The following is a 20,480-nucleotide window of genomic DNA, read 5'->3' as shown; positions in this document are numbered from 1 at the left end:
TAGGCCTGTATCGACATTCAGCTTAAAAATATAAGCGACGTCATGCTGAACTTGTTTCAGCATCCATTTCTCCCCAGGAGCCGCAGGTGCATAGAGGCACAATGGATGCTGAAACAAGTTCAGCATGACGATTTGGAATGAAGGTCGCGCCAATCGTACGAAGTAGCTGTATGTCGATACAGCCTAATGTGGCGAACTTCGGATTCAGGGGACTAGTAGATCATCGCGCCGTCTGAACTGGGCTCCTGCCTTCGCAGGAGCACGGCGCGCGTAATGGCGGGCAATCGCTGCCACGACTACTCCGGATAGCGGATCGCCATCACCTCATATTCCTTCTCCCCCGCAGGGAGCATAACCCGGCGCAGGTCGCCCACCGCCGCGCCGCGCAGGGCGCGGGCGATGGGGGTGGCCCAGCCGATGCGGCCCGCGCCCGCTTCCGTTTCGTCATTGCCGACCAGGGTGACGGTGCGGTGGTTGTCGTCCTCGTCCGCGATGGTGACGGTGGCGCCGAAATAGACCTTGCTTTTGTCGGGCTGCTGGCGCGGGTCGACGACCTTGGCGTCCTTCATCTTGCGCGAGAGGCGTTTCAACTGCCCGTCAATCTCGCGCATGCGCTTGCGGCCGTAGAGATAATCGCCATTCTCGCTGCGGTCGCCATTGCCCGCGGCCCAGCTTACGACCTCGACGATCTTCGGGCGCTCGACGCCGAGGAGCTGGTCATATTCGGCGCGCAGCTTCGCGAAGCCTTCGGGGGTGATGTAATTGGGATAAGGGGCACTCATGATGAACCCTCCCTAGCCGTTCGGGCTGAGCTTGTCGAAGCCCAGCACTTCCTCAAAAGAAGAGGGCTTCGACAAGCTCAGCCCGAACGGGGAGAGGGTGGCCGCTTTAGCCGGGCGTCTGCTTGCCGAGATATTTGGACAGCGGCGTCGTCGTGCCCCGGAACCGTGCCCGCCCAGGGTTCATCGCCTCATAGACCACAGCATTTTCCAGCACGCGCTGGACATAGTTGCGCGTCTCGAACAGCGGGATCTGCTCGATCCAGCGCAGCATGTCGGCGCCGGGCAGGCGGGGGTCGCCATTGGCGCTGATCCAGCGGTTCACATTGCCCGGCCCGGCATTATAGGCCGCCACCGCCAGCGGATAGCTGCCGCCATAATAATCGAGCATCCGCTGGAAATAGGAGGAGCCCAGCATGATGTTGTAGCTGGGATCGCTGAGCGAAGTCGCGTCATAGCTCATCCCCAGCTTGCCGGCCTGTTCCCGCGCCGTGCCGGGCATGAGTTGCATCAGGCCGCGAGCGCCCGCATGGCTGACGATCTGGCGGTCGAACTGGCTTTCCTGCCGGGCGATGGCGTGGACCATGGTCCAGTTATATTGCGCTTCCGACGGCACGGGCACGCGGGGAAAGGCGCTTTCGCCATAGCCGGTGAGGCCGCTCGACACGGCGCGGCGGCCGACCATCACGCCCATGTCGGGACGGCCGATGCTCTGCGCCAGTTCCACCGCCAGATAATGGTCGGCGTCGCTGTCGGCATTATTGGCGATGGCGCGGGCGAATTTGCTCTGATCCTCCCAATAGCCCATCTGGCCCAGCGCCTTCACGGCGCGGACGACCGAGCGGCTGGCGAAGGCGGCGCGCTCGCTGGCGGAGATTTCGACCGGGCGCTCGACTGCGGCGGGGGCGGGGATCGGGCGGCCCAGCCGCTCCAGGGCGAGCTGGCCGTAAAATTGATCCGGGAAGGCGCCTGCGCGGGTGAAATAGCTGTTCGCCGTGGCCGCGTCTCCGGCCTGGAGCGCGGCGCGGCCTGCCCAGTAGAAGCCCTTGGACTGGGTCTGCGGCGATTTGGCGGCGGTGGCGTAGCGGCGGAACATCTCCACCGCATCCATCGGCTTGTTCAGATTATAGAAGGCCGTCGACCCCGCCAGCCAGGCCAGGCTGGTATAGTCGTCGCGTTCGCCAATGGGCCGCGTGTTGACGTCGGTGCCGGGCAGATAGGCGTCGTCCAGCTTGCTGGCGATGCCGTAGGCGAAGCTCCACTGGCTGTCGTTGGCGGCGGCGCGGGCCTGGGTCAGCAGCACCTCATACCATTTTTCCGCGTCGCCCGGCCGGAAGGTCAGCGCCGGGCGGTTGGCGAGATATTGGCGGCCTGCGATCCAGTTGCCGCTGTTCAGCATCCATGTCGCCTTGTCCGCGATGAAGCCCGCGTCGGTCGCGCCGACGGCTTCGGCCAACTGCATCTTCATCGCGGCGTCGGGCGCCTTCTGGCGGAAGGCGATGCGCGCATCATAGACCTGGCGGCGGGCGGGCGAAACGTAAGCCAGCATCCGCTGCGCGCCGAATATGTCGCCCTTCCACAGCAGGGCGTCGGCGCGCAGGTCATGCTCGACCGAGGTCCAGCCGGAACCGAAGAGCGAGAGCAGCCGCGCTTCGTCATCGGGCGATAGCGTGCCGCCGATCCAGGCGTTGCGCGCCGCAATCCGCGCTTCGCCCATGCGGTTCTGCTGCATCAGCGCCAGCGCATAGCGGGCATTGCCGGTGGCGGTGCGCGGCGGGAAGCGGGTGAAGAAGGCGACGACCTGCCCGGGATCGTAGCTGTTGGGATTGATGCCGGTTTCCGCCAGCCGCCGCATCCGGTCCTCGCCCGGCCAGCCGGGGTTCGCCATGATGAAGCTCATATAGGTAGACGACCCCAGCGCATCGCTCTGTTGCAGGGCGCGCCACTGGCTGATCGTGCCGGAGATGGCGGGATCGCTCGCCACGCCGATTCGGCTTTGCGCCTGCTGCCAGGGACTCGGCTCCGTGGAGCGGGGAAGCGGCTGCACCACGGCGCCCGCCGGATAGGCCGAAGCGGGCGGAGGCGCGGGCGTTTCCGTCTGGGCGCTGGCGCCGGCGGTGAAAAGCAGAAGGGCGATCAGGGGCATACGAACCATGACAGTTTCAGAACAGGAGGGCGACAGCCTACTAGACATGATCGCAATTGCATCCTTATCAGGCCATGAATGACGCGCTATAGCGCGCCGTTCGCGTGTTTCACGCTATGATGCCCCGGAATCCCGGTGAATTGAAGGAGTTTGTTGCATGTTTTCCGGGTCGATTCCGGCGCTGATCACGCCCTTCCGCGATGGGGCGGTGGATGAGGCGGCTTTCCGCGCCTTCGTCGACTGGCAGATCGAGCAGGGCAGCAGCGGGCTGGTGCCCTGCGGCACGACCGGCGAAAGCGCGACCATGACGGTCGAGGAGCATAACCGCGTGATCGCCATCTGCGTCGACCAGGCGGCGGGCCGGGTGCCGGTGATCGCGGGCTGCGGCTCCAACGATACGCGAATCGCGCTGGAGCATATGTTCGCGGCGCAGGCGGCGGGCGCCGATGCGGCGCTGGTGGTCGCGCCCTATTACAACAAGCCCAATCAGGACGGCGTCTATCAGCATTTCGCCTATCTGGCGGAGCGCTGTTCGCTGCCGATCGTCCTCTATAATGTGCCCAGCCGTACCATCACCGACATCGGCGTGCCGGTGATCCACCGCCTGTCGGAAGAATATCAGACCATCGTCGGCATCAAGGACGCTACCGGGAATCTGGGGCGGGTCACCGCGCAGCGGCTCGCCTGCCGGGCCGATTTCTGTCAGCTTTCCGGCAATGATGAGACGGCGCTGGGATTCAATGCGATGGGCGGCAAGGGCTGCATTTCGGTCACGGCCAATGTCGCGCCGCGCCTGTGCGCCGAATTCCAGAAAGCCATTGCCGATGGCGATTGGAATGGTGCCTTGGCGCTTCAGGATCGTCTCTACCCGCTGCATGATGCCCTGTTCAGCGATTCTTCACCCGGACCGGTTAAATACGCCCTTACGCGGGTCCGTCCCGACATGCCCGGCGACGTCCGCCTGCCGATCACCTGGCCGTCGGAATCGAGCCGCGCCGCTGTCGACCGGGCCTTGGAGATCGCCGGACTGGTATAAGGCCGCGCCGACCCCATATTCCCTCCTTTCGGGCCGCGTGCCCGGAATAAGGACCGGCCGCGGCGCGTATAGGATGCTGCGCCCGACACGAATGGAAGTTTAGAAAAGACCGATGGCCCGCCCCCGTCCCGAAGCCTTCGACAAGAAGAAGATCGTTGCCGAGAACCGGCGCGCGCGTTTCGAATATTTCCTGGAGGATGTGTTCGAGGCGGGCATCGCCCTGCAGGGGACCGAGGTCAAGTCACTGCGCTTTGGCGAGGGCAATATCGCGGAAAGCTATGCCGAGGTGAAGGGCGAGCAGGTGTGGCTGGTCAACAGCAACATCCCTGAGTTCAGCCATGGCAACCGCTTCAACCATGAGCCGAAACGCCCCCGCAAGCTGCTGTTGCACGAGCGGGAGATCGCCCGCATGCACGGCGCGGTGGAACGCAAGGGCATGACTTTGGTCCCCTTGAGCATCTATTTCAACAGCCGGGGCAAGGCGAAGGTCGAACTGGCGCTGGCCAAGGGCAAGAAGACCCATGACAAGCGCGAGACGATCAAGGAACGCGACTGGAAGCGCGATCAGCAGCGCATCATGAAGGCGCACCGCTGATGGACAATAGACTCAGCCGCTGGTGGCACGCCAATGCCCCGACCCGTGAGTCGCTGGAACATAACCGCTTCTTGGCCCCGGTGGCGCATCGGGTGCTGGAGCCGTCCTTGTGGCGCTTTACCCGGCGATCGGTGCCGCGCGGCGTGGCGCTGGGGCTGCTGGTTGGCATCTTCCTGCTGATCCCCGGCGTGCAGATTGCGGGTGCGGCGCTGCTGGCGCTGCCGTTTCGGGCGAATATCCCGCTGGCTGCGGCGATGACCTTCCTTTCCAATCCGGCGACGACGCCGCTGTTCCTGATGGCGTCGGTGTGGATGGGCAACTGGATGCTGGGGCGGACGGCCGACGCATCGGGCTTCATGGCGCTGGTCGACAAACATGCCTCGATCCGCGACTGGTGCGCCTGGCTCTTTTCCGAAGCGGCGCCGGCGATGTTGCTGGGGCTGGCGCTGATTTCCCTCGCTTTCGCGGTGGTGGGCTATTTCCTGGCCGACTGGATCTGGCGCCATCGCATGGGCCGGAAATGGCATGCGCGCAAATTGAGGATTGGCAAGGCACTCGAAAGCGGCGCATTGGAGGAAGTCGCTTCGGCCTGACGGGCAGGGGCGGCAAGTCCATTGTGAATGCAGGGGGATAGCCGGGCCGTGTCCGCGCGTGTGATCAGGGATGGAGACGCTTGGGCGGCTGACCGGCCGTCGCCTCTGATCCTGCCTCTGCTGATCCTGCTGGCGCTGATTTCGGCGGGGCTGGTCGTCTATGCCGCCGGGAACTGGGCGCTGGGCGCCGGTTTCGGCGCGGCGGTGCTGGCCGGGGCGGCGCTACTGAGCTGGTATCGCAAGCTCCATCCGGAGGAAGTGGCGGTGGGCGAGGCCGTGCCCGACTGGACGGTGGCGCGGGCTGCGGCGGATGCGTCCAACATGGCGATCGCCGTCACTGACCGCGCCGGGCGGCTGGTCTGCGCCAGTGATCTGTTCGGGGAATGGTTTCCCGGCTTCCCCACGCCGCCGCACATCACCGGCGACAATGCCCTGTCCGACAGCCTGGGGAACGCCGCCCGCGCCGCTTGGCGCGACGGTGAGGCGCGGGTCGAGGGGATTGTGCAGGGCGCGCTGCGGCTGGACGCCTTCATCGGGCGCACGGGGCGGTCGGAAGATTATCTGCTGTGGCGCTTTTCCCCGGTGCGCCAGCCGAGCGCGCTGGATGACGTCCATCGCCTGCTGACCGGGGAGGCGGGGCGGCAATTGGGCGAAGCGGGCATCATGGCGGTGATGATCGGCGGCGAAGGGCGCATCCGGGCGGCCAATGGCGCTTTCCTGCTGCGCGCCGCTGGGCGGATCGACGCCAATATCACTGGGCGCGATTTCGCCGCGCATATGCGGGTGGACGACAAGGCGCGGCTGTTCCTGGCGCGGGAGGAATCAGGCGGCATTCCGCTGCGCCTGCTGCAAGTGCCGCTGAAGCGCGCCGTCCAGCCCGTCGGTGCGCAATCGGGCGCGCAGGACGGGCCGATGCTGCTGCTGCTGATCGATGAGCCGGCGGGCAATGCGGGCGGCACTTCGGCGCTTTCCTATATAGAGACTTTGCTGTCGCTGCTGCCCTTCGGTCTCGCCATGGCGGATCGCGACGGACGGGTGCTGTTTCTCAACAAGGCCTTTTCGCGGGCGGCGGGCCTCAAGGAAGGCGACAAGCCGAGCTATCCGGGCGATCTGGTCGTGCGGGAGGATCAGGCGGCGGTGGCCGACGCGGTGCGGCGCTTCGCCGTCGGCCCGCAAATGTCGGGCGACGTCGCCGTGCGCATGCGCGAGCAGCCGGACGAGCCGATCGCGCTCAGCCTGGCGGGCGTGCGGGGCCTGGGCGAAGCGGCGGTGCTGCTCTCCCTCAAGGATAATAGCGAGGAGAGCAAGCTCAAGCGGCAGGTGGCGCAAGCGACCAAGATGCAGGCTATCGGCCAGCTTGCGGGCGGCGTGGCGCACGATTTCAACAATATCCTGACCGCGATCATCGGCCATTGCGACCTGATGCTGATGCGCCATACGCCGGGCGACAGCGATTATGACGACATCCAGCAGATCAAGTCGAACAGCAACCGTGCGGCAGGGCTGACGCGCCAATTGCTGGCCTTTTCGCGCCAGCAGACGTTGCGGCCGCAGATCTTGCAATTGCCGGACATCGTCGCGGACGTCTCCAACCTGCTGAAGCGGCTGCTGGGCGAGAGTGTGAAGCTGGAAGTCACCCATGGCCGCAATCTGGGCGCGGTCCGGGCGGACCCCGGCCAGTTGGAGCAGGTGATCGTCAACCTGGCCGTCAACGCCCGCGACGCCATGCCCGATGGCGGCACGCTCAACATCCAGACCTATGCCGTGCCCGCCGCCAAGGTGCGGGAAATGCGCAACGACATCATGCCGCTGGCCGACTATACGGCGGTTCGGGTGTCGGACACCGGGCTTGGCATTCCGCCGGATATTCTTTCGAAGATCTTCGAGCCTTTCTTCACCACCAAGGAACTGGGCAAGGGCACGGGGCTGGGCCTTTCCACCGTCTACGGCATCGTCAAGCAGTCGGGCGGGTTCATCTTCGCGGAGTCCGAACTGGGGCGCGGGGCGAGCTTCGTCATCTACCTGCCAGTCTATCACGGCGCCGATGTGGAGCAGGCAGCCCAGCCCAAGGCGCCGGTCCGCCGCAGCGAAACCTGGGGCACCGGCACGGTGCTGCTGGTGGAGGATGAGGATATGGTGCGCGCCGTTGCCGAGCGGGCGCTCACGCGGCAGGGCTATAAGGTACTGACCGCCAATGACGGCGAACAGGGGCTGGAGGTGCTGAACGGGGACGAGAAGATCGACCTGCTCATTTCCGACGTGGTGATGCCGAACATGGACGGCCCGTCCATGGTGGCGCGGGCCAGGGCCACTCATCCCGACCTGCCTGTGCTGTTCATGTCGGGCTATGCCGAGGAACAGTTGCGCAAATCGATCGACATCGCCAATGTGGCTTTTCTGCCGAAACCCTTTTCCGTCAGTCAGTTGGCGGAAGCGGCGCGGGATGCACTGGCGTTGCGGCCGGCGCCGGAGTGAGTTCCAGGGAATGAACTTCTGCGCCGCCGGGGAATTATGCTGGTCGGAAATCGCATTCGGGGTTAGCGATGGGCATTATTGGGGACCGCAAGCATGTCTGACGGCAAGACCATCCTGATCGTCGAGGATGAAGCAATGATCGGCATGATGCTGGAGGATTATCTCGACACGCTGGGATACCGGCTGCACGCCATTGCCGAATCGGTCGATGAAGCCTGCGTCAAGGCGCGCGAGGGCGGCTTCGACGCGGCGCTGCTCGACTGCAATCTGCATGGCGAGAAAAGCTGGCCGGTGGCGGACATATTGGCGCAGAGCGGCATCCCCTTCGTCTTTGCGACGGGCGGCATGGCGGACGACCTGCCGACCGGCCATGCGGACCGGCCGACGCTGGCCAAGCCTTTCACCATCGGCGCGGTCGAACGGGCCTTGAACAAGGCCCTGGGGGTCCGATAGGAAAATTTCGTTCCCCTCTTGTTCCATTAGAACAAACAGGATACATGGTGGCCACGCGCCACTTCGATCGGCGTGTTCCGCTTGACAGGGGATAGGCCGATGACCGCAATGCTCTCACTCATCGATTCCAAGAAGACGGGGACAATGGACAGACAGAAAGCATTGGAAGCGGCCCTTTCCCAGATCGACCGTGCCTTTGGCAAGGGTTCGGCCATGAAGCTGGGCAGCCGCGAGAAGCTTGAGATCGAAGCGATCTCGACCGGATCGCTGGGGCTGGACATCGCGCTCGGCATTGGCGGCCTGCCGCGCGGGCGCATTGTGGAGATTTATGGCCCGGAAAGCTCGGGCAAGACGACGCTGGCGCTGCACGCCATTGCCGAGGCGCAGAAGACCGGCGGCATCGCGGCCTTTGTCGACGCGGAACATGCGCTCGACCCGGTCTATGCGAAGAAGCTGGGCGTCGACATTGACGAACTGATCGTGTCGCAGCCGGACACGGGCGAACAGGCGCTGGAGATTGTCGATACGCTGGTGCGCTCGAACGCGATCGACGTGCTGGTGATCGACTCGGTCGCCGCGCTGGTGCCGCGCGCGGAAATCGAGGGCGAGATGGGCGACAGCCATGTCGGCCTGCAAGCGCGCCTGATGAGCCAGGCGCTGCGCAAGCTGACTGGCTCCATCTCCCGCTCGCGCTGCCTGGTGATCTTCATCAACCAGGTCCGCATGAAGATCGGCGTCATGTACGGCAATCCGGAAACGACGACCGGCGGCAATGCGCTCAAATTCTACGCCTCGGTCCGTCTCGACATCCGCCGCACCGGTCAGATCAAGGACCGCGAGGACATCGTCGGCAACGCGACCCGGGTGAAGGTGGTCAAGAACAAGGTCGCCCCGCCGTTCAAGCAGGTCGAATTCGACATCATGTATGGCGAGGGCGTGTCCAAGATCGGGGAACTGCTCGACATCGGCGTGAAGGCCGGTCTGGTCGAGAAATCGGGCGCCTGGTTCTCCTATGACTCGGTCCGCATTGGCCAGGGTCGCGAGAATGCGAAAACCTATCTGAAAGAACATCCCGAAATGGCGGACAAGCTGGAAAAGGCGATCCGCGGCAAGACCGAGGAGGTCGCTGAAGGGATGATGGTCGGACCCGAAGCGGAGGATGATGGCGAATAAGCGCTGACGGCTTTCCGGCCAGATCAACCGGAAGCCTTGGCGCGATACAGCCCGCCTGTTGCTTCACGCACTGAAAAGGCCCGCTGCGCGACTGGCGCAGCGGGCCTTTTACCGTTGGAGGGTGTGGCGGCGGCAGGCGTCGGAATTCTGGCGGTGTGAAACGATATGGTGGGAGAAATATGGGGAGGGAATGGCCAGTTGCGGTCATTCTCAGCCGTTAAGCGCACCATGCTCCTGCGCAGGCAGGAGCCCAGTCCCGCCGTCTATGGATCATCGCACCGTTTGAACTGGGCTCCTGCCTGCGCAGGAGCACGGTGCGTTTTAAGGAAAGCAGTGCGAAGCAGACCGTCCGCTCCCCACCCGCAGCCGCCACTTGCCCCCTTTAATGCTTACCGGGTTTGCTGGACGTGCCCTTTGCCGTGGGGTTGATCAACTGCGCGCCTGTCGGCAGGCCGGTTCCGCCCATGTCGAGCTTGCGCGCTTCGCTGTGAGCGACGGTTACCGGATTGTCGCGTTCCTTGATCGCCGCTCTGGTCTCCGCATCGGCTTGTTCATCGGCATCGCCATCGCTTGCGCCACGGCTCCATCCAAGGATGATCGACATGCGCCGGTTGCGCGGGTCGTAGACGTCGCCCTTCGCGAAAGGCTCGCGGTCGGCCACCCCCTCGATCCGGGCGAAGCGGTCGTTGCCGATGCCGCTCGCGGCGAGCGCTTTGCGGGTCGCTTCGGCGCGGGCGGAGGACAGCATCCAATTGTTCATCGTCTGGCCCGAGCTATAGGGCAGCCCGTCCGTATGCCCGCGCACGATCAGCGGATTGGGCATGGTCTGGATCGTCTTCGCCACCTCGTCCACCAGTTCGCGGGCCTGCGGTAGCAGCCGGTCGGTCCCCATGGCGAACATGGCGAAATCGGCCTCGTCGATCAGGTCGATGCGCAGCCCTTCGCGCGTTTCTGTGAAGCGGACATTCTTGCGCAGCTTGTTGATGCCCTGGCGGCGGGCCATGCGCGCCTCCAGCTCCTTCTTGATCGATTCGAACTTGGCGCGGTCGGCCGCCTTGGTGGCCTTGCCGCCCTGATCCTTCGTGCCCGACGCGTCGCGCGGCATGGTGATGGCCAGGTTCCCCTGACCGCCGGTGGTCGGGTAATTTTCCTTGCCCATCATGCTGTCGCCGCCGAACATGCCGTTGGAGCCGGCCGAATTCTCCTTCATCTGCACCAGCGTCGGCGTGAAATAGTCCGCCAGCCCCTTGCGCTGCTTTTCCGTGGTCGCGCCCAGCAGCCACATCAGCAGGAAGAAGGCCATCATCGCCGTCACAAAGTCGGCATAGGCCACCTTCCACGCACCGCCATGATGGCCGCCATGGCCCTCGACGATGATCTTCTTGACGATGATCGGCCGGGGTTCAGGCTCGTTCGCCCCGCGTTTCTTCTCGGCCATGGCTTATTTGCCCCGCATGCCGTCGAACACTTCGGCAAAGGCCGGCTGGTTCGCATGGGTGAGGCTGGAGCGCGCCGCCTCGATCACCAGCGGCTGCGGATGGCCGTGCAGCGAGGCGACGATGATCTGCTTGACGACATGGTACATGGAGCCGTCTGCCTCGATCACTGCGCGGCAGCGATTGGCGAAGGGATTGACCATGCCGTAAGCGAGCAGCACGCCCAGGAAGGTGCCGACCAGCGCCGAACCGATCATGCCGCCCAGGATCGCCGGGGGCTGGTCGATCGAACCCATAGTCTTGACCACGCCCAGCACCGCCGCGACGATGCCCAGCGCGGGCAGCGCGTCGGCCAGTCCCTGAAGATTGTCGGCGGGCTTCAGCGATTCATGATGATGGGTCTTGAGCGCATTATCCATGACCTCCTCGACCGCATGGGGATCGAGCGTGCCGGAGGACACGACCACCAGCCGCAGCGTGTCGCTGATCAGGTGGATCAGGGTCTTGTCGCCCATCAGGCGCGGATATTCGGAGAAGATGGTCGAGCTGGCCGGGTCCTCGATATGCGGTTCCAGCGCCACCGGTCCCTCGACGCGCAGCGTCTTCATCAGCTTGGAGACGAGGAAGATGCAGTCGAGAAAATCCTGCTTCTTATATTTCGGCCCCTTGAACACTTTGCCAAGCCCGCCGCCCAGCGCCTTCAGGTCCGAGCCCGAATTGCCGATGATCAGCGCGCCGACGGCCGCGCCGCCGATGATGATCATTTCATGGGGCAGGGCGTGCAGAACCGGGCCGATGTCGCCGCCTGTAAAGATGAAGCCGCCGAACACCATGGCGAGCAGCACGACCAGGCCGATGATTGCGAACATGATTATCCCCGAAATTCTGCCCGAAGGCGCCGTCTTGATCGAAGCATCGCATGAAGACGCTCTCGATTGGTTAATACGGCTTGGTTATCTTGTGATTTAGGGCGCCCGTCGAAAAAACGGTAAGGATGTTTTTGTCCGGAAAGGCGCGGTTTTGGACGGTGGATCCTTATTCTCGTCATCCCCGCGGAGGCGGGGATCCATCTCTCACAAGAATGCGCTCGGCGCAGCGTCAGGAGATGGGTTCCCGCCTTCGCGGGAACGACGGGGAATTGCGGGCGCCGCTTACCCTATTTGATCAGGTCGAACAGCGTCTGCTGGTTGATCCGGGCGAAGGCCGATTGCGCGGCGTCCAATTGGAGCAGCTTGGCGGAAACCGAGGAAATCACCTCCGTCAGATCGGTCGATTCCAGATCGGCCCGCCGTTCCTTGAGATCGAGGTCGATGTCGGTAAGGCGCGTCCCGATCACGTCCAGCCGGTCGCCGCGCACGCCCTGCTTGGTCTGTTCCAGGACGACATGGTTCTGCCCCGCCTTGATCGCGTCCAGCGCGGCGACGACATCGGCGTCGGTGCCGCTTTGCAAGGCCGTGATGCTCTGGCCCAATATGGCGTCCAGCGTCATCGGCGTGCCGTTCACGTCGATCCCTTCGGACACTTCCTGCCGGGTGCCGACCACCGCGAGATTAAGGCCGCGGCTCACCGGGACGAGCACGCTCTGCCCATCGTCGAAGGTCGGGATGCCGTTATAATCCTTCTGGTTGAGCAGCGAATCGACCGTCGTGCGGATCGTCTTCATTTCCTCGACGATCGCGGTCTTGCTGGCGTCGTTCAGCGATCCGTTGCGCGCGGCCGTCAATAGCTCCTGTGCGCGGGTCAACAGCGTGTTCATCTCCTGGAGATTGGATTCGGCCGTGGCGGCGCGGGTGGTGCCGGTGCTGACATTGGACTGCCAGGCGGCCTGCTGCGCCTGCGCGCGGCCGATGTCCGACACCTGCACCCAGGCGAGCGCATTGTCCGACGGCTTGGTCAGCGTCTTGCCGGTCGAAATGGCGGTCTGGCCGTCGACGATGCCCTGGGATAGCTGCTGCTGGCGACGGATTTCCGCCAGAAGGATCTTGTTGGTGATGCCTACCATGGTCCGGTTCCTTGCCTTCAGATGATCTGCAGGATCGCGTCGACGGTTTCCTTCGCGACCTGAAGGATCTTCGCGCAGCCTGAATAGGCCTGCTGGATGCGCAGCAGGTCGGCCGCCTCCATGTCCAGGTCGACGCCGCTCACCGCCTCGCGCGCGGCCACGGCTTGGTCGCTGCGGCTCTGCGCCGTGGTCTGTTCCGCCTTGGTGGAGGAGAGGAGGTTGGCGTGGGTCGCGATCAGCGCGGTCCAGCCCTGTTCGACGCTGCCATTGCCGCGCAGCGCCGTTGATACCGTCAGCAGATTGCCGTTCGGCGTTCCGTCGGGCGATTTCGCGGCAAGCTGGGCCGGATCGCTGATCAGCGCGGTGACGCTGGCGGCGGTGGTTCCGGACAGCAGCGGGGCGCCGGCGGCGTTCGCATCCGTCCGCCCCTGGGCATGCCAGGCGTTCATGTCGGTGACGAATTGCTGCGCCACCGTGTCGAGGCTGGCGTGCCGGTCGGCCACGGTATTGGCAGCCGAAAACAGCCCGCCCAACGTGCCGCTGGTCGGCGCGGCGAGCGCGGTGCCCCCGCTCGTCGCCAGCGCCAGCGTGCCGTTGGCGTTGCTGGTGAGCGCCAGGGTCGTGGCGCTGCTGCCCTGCACCAGCGTCTGGCCGTTCAGCGTGACCTGCGCCTGATCATGGACGCCGAAGCTGATGTCGATATTGAGATTGGACGACAATGTGCCCAGCGCCGCGTCCCGGCTGTCGAGCAGTTGCGCATAGGCCGACGTGCCCGGCGTCGCGCGCAGCAGGCTGTTGTTGATGTCGGCCAGGGCGGAGATCGCCTGGTTGATCGTCGTCACCGACGCCTGCGCCTCGGTCGCGATGCCGCTCGACACTTGGGTCAGGTCCGCCGCCGTCTGCTGGAACGCTTGGGCGACGCGGCTGATGCTGTCGAGGGTCGTCACCCGCAGCGAATTGTCGTTCGGACTGGCCGCCAGCTTGTCCATATTCTGGAACATGCCGGTCATGAGCTGGCCGACGCCGGTTTCCGTGTCGTTGAGCGCGGTTTCCGAATCGGTCAGCCAGCGCATCCGCGCCACGGCGCTGCCAAGCTGCATGTTGGTGTAGCGGACCGTGGCGTCGAGATAGGGATCGGTGGAGCGGTTGACGCTCTTGACCTCAGTGCCGCCGAAATTGGCGCGGGAGATATAGACGGCCATGGTCGCGGTGGAGGAGCCGGATTCCACCGTCGTCACCGACCGGCGCGAATAGCCCTCCGTGCTGGCATTGGCGATATTCTCGGAAACCGCCGCCATCGCCGTGCGATATGCCTTCGTTCCCGAGGCGCCGATGATGAAGAGATCGCTCATTCGGCCTTATCCGCGGGGCTGGCGGGCGGGTTTGCGCTGACCTTGGCCCCGAACTGGCGCATCAGCATGTCCGCGATGCCCAGCGTGCCCCGGCTCGCCATGCTGTCGGCGGTGCGGGCGTCGGCCATGTCGCGAAACTGGTCGGTCGCGCTGGAATCGCTGATGCCCTCGGCCAGGCTGGCCGAGCGCATCGCGCCCATCATCTGGCGCAGGAAGATCGCCTCGAACTGCTGCGCGGCTTTTTCCAGCGACGCCTTGCTCTGGGTTCCGCCCGTCTGGGCTGTCGTTCCCGAAGTCGCACCAATCTGCATCACAACACCACCAGTTCAGCCTTGAGCGCGCCCGCCTGTTTGAGCGCTTCGAGGATCGCGACCATGTCCGCGGGGGAGGCGCCGATGGCGTTCACCGCTTTGACTATATCGGCCAGAGAGGCTCCACCTTTAAAATTAATCATCGGTTTCTTTTCCTGATCGATCGAAATCGAACTGGATTGCTCCACCGCCGTCTGTCCTTGCGAGAAGGGGGCGGGCTGAACCACGCGGGGCGATTCATTGACGCTGACCGTGATTTTCCCATGCGCGATGGCGGCGGGATGGATCTTCACCGCGCCGTTGATGACGACCGTGCCGGTGCGGGCGTTGACGATCACCTTGGCGGGGGCGTCGGCGGGCGAAACCTCGATATTCTCGATCATGCCCATCATCATGATGCGGTCTGAAGCGCCCGGCGCGGCGTCGATCGTGACCGACACGGCGTCCACGGCCTTGGCGCGATGGTCGCCATAGGTGCGGTTGATGCCGTCCGCTACCCGGAGGGCAGTGGTGAGGTCCGCTTCGGACAGGTTGAAGGTGAGGGTAGGGGCCGTGTCGAAGCCGGTCGCGACCGCGCGCTCCACCGTCGCGCCGCCCGGAATGCGGCCCGCCGAGGGAATGTTGACCGACACCTGACTGCCGTCCGCGCCGGACACGCCCAGGCCGCCGACGGCCAGATTGCCCTGCGCCATGCCGTAGATTTCATTATCCGCGCCGCGCAGCGGGGTCAGGATGAGCGTGCCGCCGCGCAACGACTTGGCCTTGCCCAGCGCCGAGACCGTGACGTCGAGGCGCTGGCCGGGCTTGGCGAAGGCGGGCAGGTCGGCGGTGACCAGCACCGCCGCCGCGTTCTTGAGCGCCGGGTTGATCCCCTGCGGCAAGGTGAGGCCGAAGCGCGAGACCACGCCCTTCATGCCCTGCGTCGCATAGTCGAGGCTGTCGTCGCCGCTGCCCGCCAGGCCGACGACGATGCCGTAGCCGGTGAGCTGGTTGGGACGGACGCCCTGGAAGGTGCCGAGGTCCTTGATCCGCTCCGCATGGGCGGGGGCGGCGAGGAAGGTGAGGGCGGTGAGAAGGGCGAGAATAGCGCGCTGGATTGGACGCTTGCCCCACACACCAACGTCATTCCCGCGAAGGCGGGAATCCATCTCCAGACCCATCGACTGGGGATGCGGCAGGAGATGGATTCCCGCCTTCGCGGGAATGACGAAGCTTAAGAAGCGGGTCATGCGGGTCATGGCGTGCATGTCCATCAGAAGGGGCTGATCATAGAGAAGAAGCGCTGCAACCAGCCTTGGCGGCTGGCGCGGGCGATTTCCCCCTTGCCGGTGTAGATGATCTTGGCGTCGGCCACGCGGGTCGAGGCGATGCGGTTGTCCGGGCCGATGTCGGCCTGGCGGACGAGGCCGCTGATCTGGATATACTCGTCGCCGCGGTTGAGCGTCAGCGCCTTTTCCCCCTTCACCAGCATCGTGCCGTTGGGATAGGTCGCCGCGATGGTCACGGTGATCTCGCCGTTCAGCGCGTTGGATTGGGTGGCGGCGCCCTTGCCGGTGAAGGCGTTGCTGCCGCTGGAGCCGATGTCGCTGGCGGAGAAGAGCTTGGAGAGCGGCCCGGTGCTGGGCGGGGTCAGCGCGATGCTGCCATCGCGGCTGGTGTCGGCGCTGTTGCTCTTGGTCGCCTGGGTCCGTTCGACCAGCACGATGGTGATGATGTCGCCCACGCTGGTTGCCCGCGCGCCGCTGGTGAGCGGCGTATAGCCCATCGACGCCTGGAAGATCGAGCCGTTCGCCGCCGGAGCGGCAGGAGCGGCAACGACCGAGGGGGCATAAAATTGCCGCTCGGCATCGCGCTTCTTGCCGGCCATGGCCGGGGAGGCGGCGAAGCTGAGCACAGCCAAGCCAAGAACCACCGTTCGGGCTGAGCCTGTCGAAGCCTTTTTCTTCTTTGAAGAAGAGAAGCCGTTGGCTGCCGCCGCCCTTCGGGTCGACAAGCTCAGGGCGAACGGCTTTGTGGGGTTAGGCATCATCCGGCTCACAACTGCTGGTTGACGTACTGGAGCATCTCGTCGGTCGCCTTGATCATCTTGGAATTGACCTCATAGGCGCGCTGGGTTTCGATCATGTCGACCAGCTCTTCCACGACGTTGACGTTGGAGGTTTCGAGATAGCCCGAGCGGACGACGCCGCGCCCGTCCAGACCCGCAACGCCGACCTGCGGCGTGCCGCTGGCGGCGCTTTCCTTCAGCAGATTGCCGCCGACCGCCTGAAGACCGCCAGGATTCATGAAGCTCGCCAGCTCGATCTGGCCAAGCTGGGTCGGTTCGGTCTGCCCCTGAAGCGTGGCGGACACGGTGCCGTCATTGCCGACGGTGACGCTGGTCGCGCCCTCCGGCACGGTGATCTGCGGGATCAGCGGCAGGCCGTCGCTGGTGACGACGACGCCTTCGGCCGTGGTCGTGAAATTGCCTGCGCGGGTGTAGGCGATGGAGCCGTCGGGCTGCTGCACCTGGAAATAGCCCGAACCCTCGATCGCCATGTCCAGCGCGTTGCCGGTCTGGTTCAGCGTGCCCTGGGTGTTGATCTTGGCCGTGCCCTGCATCGCGACGCCCGAGCCCAGGTTCAGGCCTGTGGCGAACTTGTTCTCGCTGTCGCTGTTCGCGCCCGCCGCCACGATCTGCTGATAGGCCAGCGTCTCGAAATCGGCGCGGTCGCGCTTGAAAGCGGTGGTGTTGACGTTCGCCAGGTTGTTGGCGATCACGCGCATCTTCGTGTTCTGCGCGTCAAGGCCGGTGCGGGCGACATGAAGGGCGGCGTTGGTCATCGTCTATCTCCGTGAGGCAGGCTCATGGCATCATGATAAGCAAGAGCCGTGCCAGATCAGCCATCAGTCCAGGCGCATCAGCGAAGCGCCGCCGTCGTCCAACTGCTTGGCGGTGTCGATCATCTTGACCTGGGTTTCCCAGGCGCGGCTCGCCTCGATCATCTGGACGAGGGCCGATGTGGCGTTGACGTTCGACCCTTCCAGCGAACCGCCGGTCACGCTGGCGAGCGGGTCGTCGGGCAGGGCGCCGCCATTGACTTCGCGGAACAGCCCGTCCGTGCCCTTGGCGATGCTGGAGCCGACCGGGCTGACGAGCTTCAGCTTATCGATCTGTTGGGGATTGGCGGGGTCGCCGCCTTGCGGCACGCCCCATATGCTGCCATCTTTCGCGATGGACACGCTGTCCATCTGGGGCAGGGTGATGGGGCCGCCCTCGCCCAGCACGGGCAGGCCGTCGCCGGTGGTGAGCAGGCCGCTGTCGCTGACCTTCAGGTCGCCGCGGCGCGTATAGGCTTCGCCGCCGTCCGGGGCCTGAACGGCGAGCATCGCATCGCCGTTCATGGCCACGTCCAGCGGATTGCCGGTTTCGGTGACCGCGCCTTGCGCCATGTCGGCGGCGATCACCTGTTCGGACGCCTGCGCCCGCGTGTTGAGGCCGTCGCCCTTGATCCAGCGCGTCTCGGCATTGGCGATCTCTGCGCGAAAGCCGGTGGTGTTGACGTTCGCCAGATTGTTGGAGATCGCCGCCTGCCGCGCCATCGCGCCGCGCATCGCGGTGAGTGCCGTGTTGACGAGCCGGTCCATGGGGGTGTCCTGTTGTTGACTGCGGGCGCTGATTTATTTCCGTCATCCCCGCGGAGGCGGGGATCCATCTCCCAGCGTTGCCGCTTTGTGCGAGGTCGGGAGATGGGTTCCCGCTTTCGCGGGAATGACGGTTCAATTCATGCGGAAGCTTACGTCCGCATGTTGACGATGGTGGTCGACAGCGTATTCGCCGCCTCGATCGCCTTCGAGTTCGCCTGGAAGTTGCGCTGCGCGGAGATCAGGTTCACCAGCTCCTCGGTGATGTCGACGTTGGAGCGTTCCAGCGCGCCGGAGCGGACCGAGCCGAACAGGCCGCTATTGCCGGTGCCCAGCATCGGCGCGCCGCTGGCGTTGGTGGCGGTCCAGTGGGCGTCGCCGCTCTGGCGCAGCCCTTCCTGGCTGTTGAACGCGGCGATCGCGGTCGCGCCCAGATAGACGGTGGAACCATCGGCGTAGACGCCGGTGATCTTGCCTTCTTCCGATACGCCCACGCTGGTGAGCTGGTTGCCGGTGCCGCCGTCGGGCCAGTTGGTCGGGATCTTGAGGTCCGTGAGCGAAGTGGGGGTCAGCGTGCCGGTCACCGTGGGCGCGCCGGTCGTCGGATCGAGCGGAATGACCTGAAGCCGGGCGCCGGTGGTGTCGACGACATAGCGGTCCTCCTCGACCGAGAAGGCGCCGTTGCGGGTATAGCCGATCTGATCGTCGGCGCTGCGCTTCACCGTGAAGAAGCCTTCGCCGGTGATGGCGAGGTCCAGCGTCTTGTCGGTGGTTTCGATCGTGCCCTGGGTGAATTGCTGGCTGATGCCCTGGGTGCGCACGCCCTGGCCCGCGACCTGCGTCGTGGTCTGCATCGGCGCGGCGGCGAAGATGTCACCGAACACGGCCTTGCTCTTCTTGAAGGCGGTCGAATTGACGTTGGCGACGTTGTTCGCCGTGGTCGACAGGTCGGTCTGTGCGGCCTTCAGGCCGGAAAGCGAGATGTAGAAGGACATGGCGTTGCTCCTTGGGTGAAAGGATTTGGGGGTGAAAAGGATTTGGGGGTGAAAAGGACTTGGCTTAAGCGAGGGAAATGGCGTCGGACGGCGAATAGGTGCCGAGCGCGGTGATGAGTTTGGACGAGCTGCCGTCCGCGGGTGACTGGACGGCGGCGATGGTTGCCCAGCTCGCGACGCGGCTGGGGTTGGCGCCGTTGACCTTGATCCTGAGGGCGTCGGTGGCGACGGTGTTTCCCGCCTCATCCTTGCCGTCCCAATAGAAATTGACGTCGCCCTTGGGCTGATCGCCCAGCGCGATCGTCTTGACGACATTGCCGCTGCCGTCGATCAGGTCGACGCTGGCGCCGCTGGTGGCGTCGGCAAAGCTGACCTGGCCCATATATTGGCCGGCTGCATCGGGCGCGGCGATGTTGCTCTGGATCAGCATCGATTTGCCGATCCAGCTCGCCGCGTCGCCAAGGCGCGATCCGGTCAGTTGCGACGCCAGATTTTTCAGCGTCTGGTTCATTTCCGCGATGCCGCTGCTGTTGGTGATGGTCGCCATCTGCGAGACCATCTGGGCGTTATCCATCGGTTCGAACGGGTCCTGCGTCTGCATCTGCGCGGTCAGCAGGCGCAGGAAATCCGCCTGGCCCATTTCCGACTTGCCCGTGCCGACATTGGCATAGGGGTTATAGACGGACAGGCCCGCGCCGTCGGTGGCGGTCGTGGTCGTCATTTGCCGATCCTTATGGTTTCCATCATCAGGGATTTGGCGGTGTTCAGCACCTGCACGTTGTTCTGGTACATGCGGGCGGTCTCGATCATGTCGACCAGCTCCGCGCTGCTATCCACGGCGGCTTCCCAGACATCGCCATTCTTGTCGGCCAGCGGATGGTTGGGATCGTGGCGCTTGGTCGGCTGCGCATTGGTGGTGACGACATTCTGGACCTTGACGGTCGAGACGCCGGGGCTGTCGGTGACCGACTGGAACACCGGCTTGATCGCGCGATAGGCCTCCGCCGCGCTGCCGGTGACATTGCCGGCGTTCGCCATGTTGGAGGCGGTGGCGTTCAGCCGCACGAGCTGCGCGCTCATGGCGCGGCCGGCGATGTCGAAGACGTTCATGGGACCGGAGCCGCTCATGCTCATTCTCCCTTCAAGGCGCGGGTGATGGTGTTGATGCGGCCCTCCAGGAAGGAGAGGGTCGTGCGATATTTGACGGCATTTTCCGCGAACAAAGTCTGTTCGGTGCTGAGTTCGACGGTGTTGCCGTCCAGGCTGGATTGAAGCGGCACGCGATAGCCCATCGAGTCATCGACGGCCTGCGACACGTCGGCGGCGGACTTGCTCTGCTGCGTCGTGGCTTCCTTGAGGGCGGACTCGAAATCGATGTCGCGCGCCTTGTATCCGGGCGTCGAGGCGTTCGCGATGTTGGACGCGAGCAGGGACAGGCGCTGCGAACGAAGCGCCAGCGCCTTTCCATGTATCCCGAACAATCCGTCTTCCAGCGACATGTCAAATCTTT

General features: G+C 64.7%; 22 protein-coding genes. 7 read left to right on the top strand and 15 right to left on the bottom strand.

The window, feature by feature from the left end; all coding sequences use genetic code 11:
• Positions 1 to 296: 296 nt before the first annotated feature.
• Positions 297 to 782: a transcription elongation factor GreB gene (gene greB / locus HUK72_RS10365; RefSeq protein ID WP_176596717.1), complete on the bottom strand. Its 486-nt coding sequence runs from the start codon at positions 780 to 782 to the stop codon at positions 297 to 299.
• 106 nt (positions 783 to 888) lie between these two features.
• Complete coding sequence (locus HUK72_RS10360; protein WP_369805986.1) at positions 889 to 2,925, bottom strand: transglycosylase SLT domain-containing protein; 2,037 nt, start codon at positions 2,923 to 2,925, stop codon at positions 889 to 891.
• A gap of 157 nt (positions 2,926 to 3,082) precedes the next feature.
• On the opposite strand from HUK72_RS10360, the gene dapA reads away from it, so the two are divergent.
• From dapA to recA, 6 genes are all read left to right on the top strand, one after another.
• Positions 3,083 to 3,961, top strand: a complete 879-nt coding sequence (dapA, locus tag HUK72_RS10355) for a 4-hydroxy-tetrahydrodipicolinate synthase (RefSeq protein ID WP_176596715.1) — start codon at positions 3,083 to 3,085, stop codon at positions 3,959 to 3,961.
• A gap of 112 nt (positions 3,962 to 4,073) precedes the next feature.
• A complete protein-coding gene (smpB, locus tag HUK72_RS10350) occupies positions 4,074 to 4,556 on the top strand; it encodes an SsrA-binding protein SmpB (protein WP_176596714.1) in 483 nt (160 codons plus the stop codon).
• Positions 4,556 to 5,149, top strand: coding sequence for a DUF2062 domain-containing protein (locus HUK72_RS10345; RefSeq protein ID WP_087575969.1), 594 nt, complete (start codon positions 4,556 to 4,558; stop codon positions 5,147 to 5,149). The genes smpB and HUK72_RS10345 overlap by 1 nt, the downstream gene beginning before the upstream one ends.
• A 48-nt stretch (positions 5,150 to 5,197) precedes the next feature.
• On the top strand, positions 5,198 to 7,624 hold the full coding sequence (locus HUK72_RS10340; RefSeq protein ID WP_176596713.1) for a PAS domain-containing sensor histidine kinase: 2,427 nt from the start codon (positions 5,198 to 5,200) through the stop codon (positions 7,622 to 7,624).
• 93 nt (positions 7,625 to 7,717) lie between these two features.
• Positions 7,718 to 8,077, top strand: a complete 360-nt coding sequence (locus tag HUK72_RS10335; protein ID WP_176596712.1) for a response regulator — start codon at positions 7,718 to 7,720, stop codon at positions 8,075 to 8,077.
• A 99-nt stretch (positions 8,078 to 8,176) separates the two neighbouring features.
• Positions 8,177 to 9,250 carry a recombinase RecA gene (recA, locus tag HUK72_RS10330; protein ID WP_176596711.1) on the top strand — a complete coding sequence of 358 codons (1,074 nt, stop codon included), beginning with the start codon at positions 8,177 to 8,179 and terminating at the stop codon, positions 9,248 to 9,250.
• Positions 9,251 to 9,632: 382 nt separating this feature from the next.
• Here the strand turns inward: recA and HUK72_RS10325 are convergent, their stop codons facing one another.
• The 7 genes from HUK72_RS10325 to HUK72_RS10295 all read right to left on the bottom strand — a co-directional run bounded on the left by HUK72_RS10325 (position 9,633) and on the right by HUK72_RS10295 (position 16,218).
• The gene (locus HUK72_RS10325; RefSeq protein WP_176596710.1) at positions 9,633 to 10,688 is read right to left on the bottom strand and encodes a flagellar motor protein MotB; all 1,056 of its coding nucleotides are present in this window, start codon (positions 10,686 to 10,688) and stop codon (positions 9,633 to 9,635) included.
• A 3-nt stretch (positions 10,689 to 10,691) separates the two neighbouring features.
• Positions 10,692 to 11,555, bottom strand: coding sequence for a flagellar motor stator protein MotA (motA, locus tag HUK72_RS10320; RefSeq protein ID WP_176596709.1), 864 nt, complete (start codon positions 11,553 to 11,555; stop codon positions 10,692 to 10,694).
• A 287-nt stretch (positions 11,556 to 11,842) separates the two neighbouring features.
• On the bottom strand, positions 11,843 to 12,688 hold the full coding sequence (locus tag HUK72_RS10315; RefSeq protein WP_176596708.1) for a flagellin: 846 nt from the start codon (positions 12,686 to 12,688) through the stop codon (positions 11,843 to 11,845).
• Positions 12,689 to 12,705: 17 nt separating this feature from the next.
• Positions 12,706 to 14,040: a flagellar hook-associated protein FlgK gene (gene flgK / locus HUK72_RS10310; protein ID WP_176596707.1), complete on the bottom strand. Its 1,335-nt coding sequence runs from the start codon at positions 14,038 to 14,040 to the stop codon at positions 12,706 to 12,708.
• A complete protein-coding gene (locus HUK72_RS10305; protein ID WP_176596706.1) occupies positions 14,037 to 14,351 on the bottom strand; it encodes a rod-binding protein in 315 nt (104 codons plus the stop codon). The genes flgK and HUK72_RS10305 overlap by 4 nt, the downstream gene beginning before the upstream one ends.
• On the bottom strand, positions 14,351 to 15,604 hold the full coding sequence (locus HUK72_RS10300; RefSeq protein ID WP_255325662.1) for a flagellar basal body P-ring protein FlgI: 1,254 nt from the start codon (positions 15,602 to 15,604) through the stop codon (positions 14,351 to 14,353). The genes HUK72_RS10305 and HUK72_RS10300 overlap by 1 nt, the downstream gene beginning before the upstream one ends.
• Positions 15,604 to 16,218, bottom strand: a complete 615-nt coding sequence (locus HUK72_RS10295; RefSeq protein WP_255325661.1) for a flagellar basal body L-ring protein FlgH — start codon at positions 16,216 to 16,218, stop codon at positions 15,604 to 15,606. Before HUK72_RS10295 ends, HUK72_RS10300 begins: the two co-directional genes overlap by 1 nt.
• Here HUK72_RS10295 and HUK72_RS26985 point away from each other — a divergent pair.
• A complete protein-coding gene (locus HUK72_RS26985; RefSeq protein WP_218036146.1) occupies positions 16,217 to 16,402 on the top strand; it encodes a hypothetical protein in 186 nt (61 codons plus the stop codon). The genes HUK72_RS10295 and HUK72_RS26985 overlap by 2 nt on opposite strands.
• Here HUK72_RS26985 and flgG read toward each other — a convergent pair.
• The 6 genes from flgG to flgB form a co-directional block, all read right to left on the bottom strand.
• Positions 16,386 to 17,174, bottom strand: a complete 789-nt coding sequence (gene flgG, locus HUK72_RS10290; RefSeq protein ID WP_176596704.1) for a flagellar basal-body rod protein FlgG — start codon at positions 17,172 to 17,174, stop codon at positions 16,386 to 16,388. The two genes, HUK72_RS26985 and flgG, sit on opposite strands and share 17 nt — an antisense overlap.
• Before the next feature lie 63 nt (positions 17,175 to 17,237).
• The gene (locus HUK72_RS10285) at positions 17,238 to 17,978 is read right to left on the bottom strand and encodes a flagellar basal body rod protein FlgF (protein ID WP_176596703.1); all 741 of its coding nucleotides are present in this window, start codon (positions 17,976 to 17,978) and stop codon (positions 17,238 to 17,240) included.
• A 149-nt stretch (positions 17,979 to 18,127) separates the two neighbouring features.
• The gene (locus HUK72_RS10280; protein ID WP_176596702.1) at positions 18,128 to 18,970 is read right to left on the bottom strand and encodes a flagellar hook-basal body complex protein; all 843 of its coding nucleotides are present in this window, start codon (positions 18,968 to 18,970) and stop codon (positions 18,128 to 18,130) included.
• A 64-nt stretch (positions 18,971 to 19,034) separates the two neighbouring features.
• A complete protein-coding gene (locus tag HUK72_RS10275; RefSeq protein ID WP_176596701.1) occupies positions 19,035 to 19,691 on the bottom strand; it encodes a flagellar hook assembly protein FlgD in 657 nt (218 codons plus the stop codon).
• Entirely contained in the window at positions 19,688 to 20,098 is a 411-nt protein-coding gene (gene flgC, locus HUK72_RS10270) for a flagellar basal body rod protein FlgC (protein ID WP_013848511.1), read from the bottom strand. The genes HUK72_RS10275 and flgC overlap by 4 nt, the downstream gene beginning before the upstream one ends.
• Positions 20,099 to 20,100: 2 nt before the next feature.
• A complete protein-coding gene (gene flgB, locus HUK72_RS10265; RefSeq protein ID WP_066554657.1) occupies positions 20,101 to 20,469 on the bottom strand; it encodes a flagellar basal body rod protein FlgB in 369 nt (122 codons plus the stop codon).
• Between the last annotated feature and the right edge of the window lie 11 nt (positions 20,470 to 20,480).

The sequence above is a fragment of the Sphingobium sp. 15-1 genome, assembly GCF_013375535.1.
In the GTDB taxonomy this organism is placed as follows: domain Bacteria; phylum Pseudomonadota; class Alphaproteobacteria; order Sphingomonadales; family Sphingomonadaceae; genus Sphingobium; species Sphingobium aromaticivastans.
This window is presented reverse-complemented; position numbering and strand designations above follow the sequence as displayed.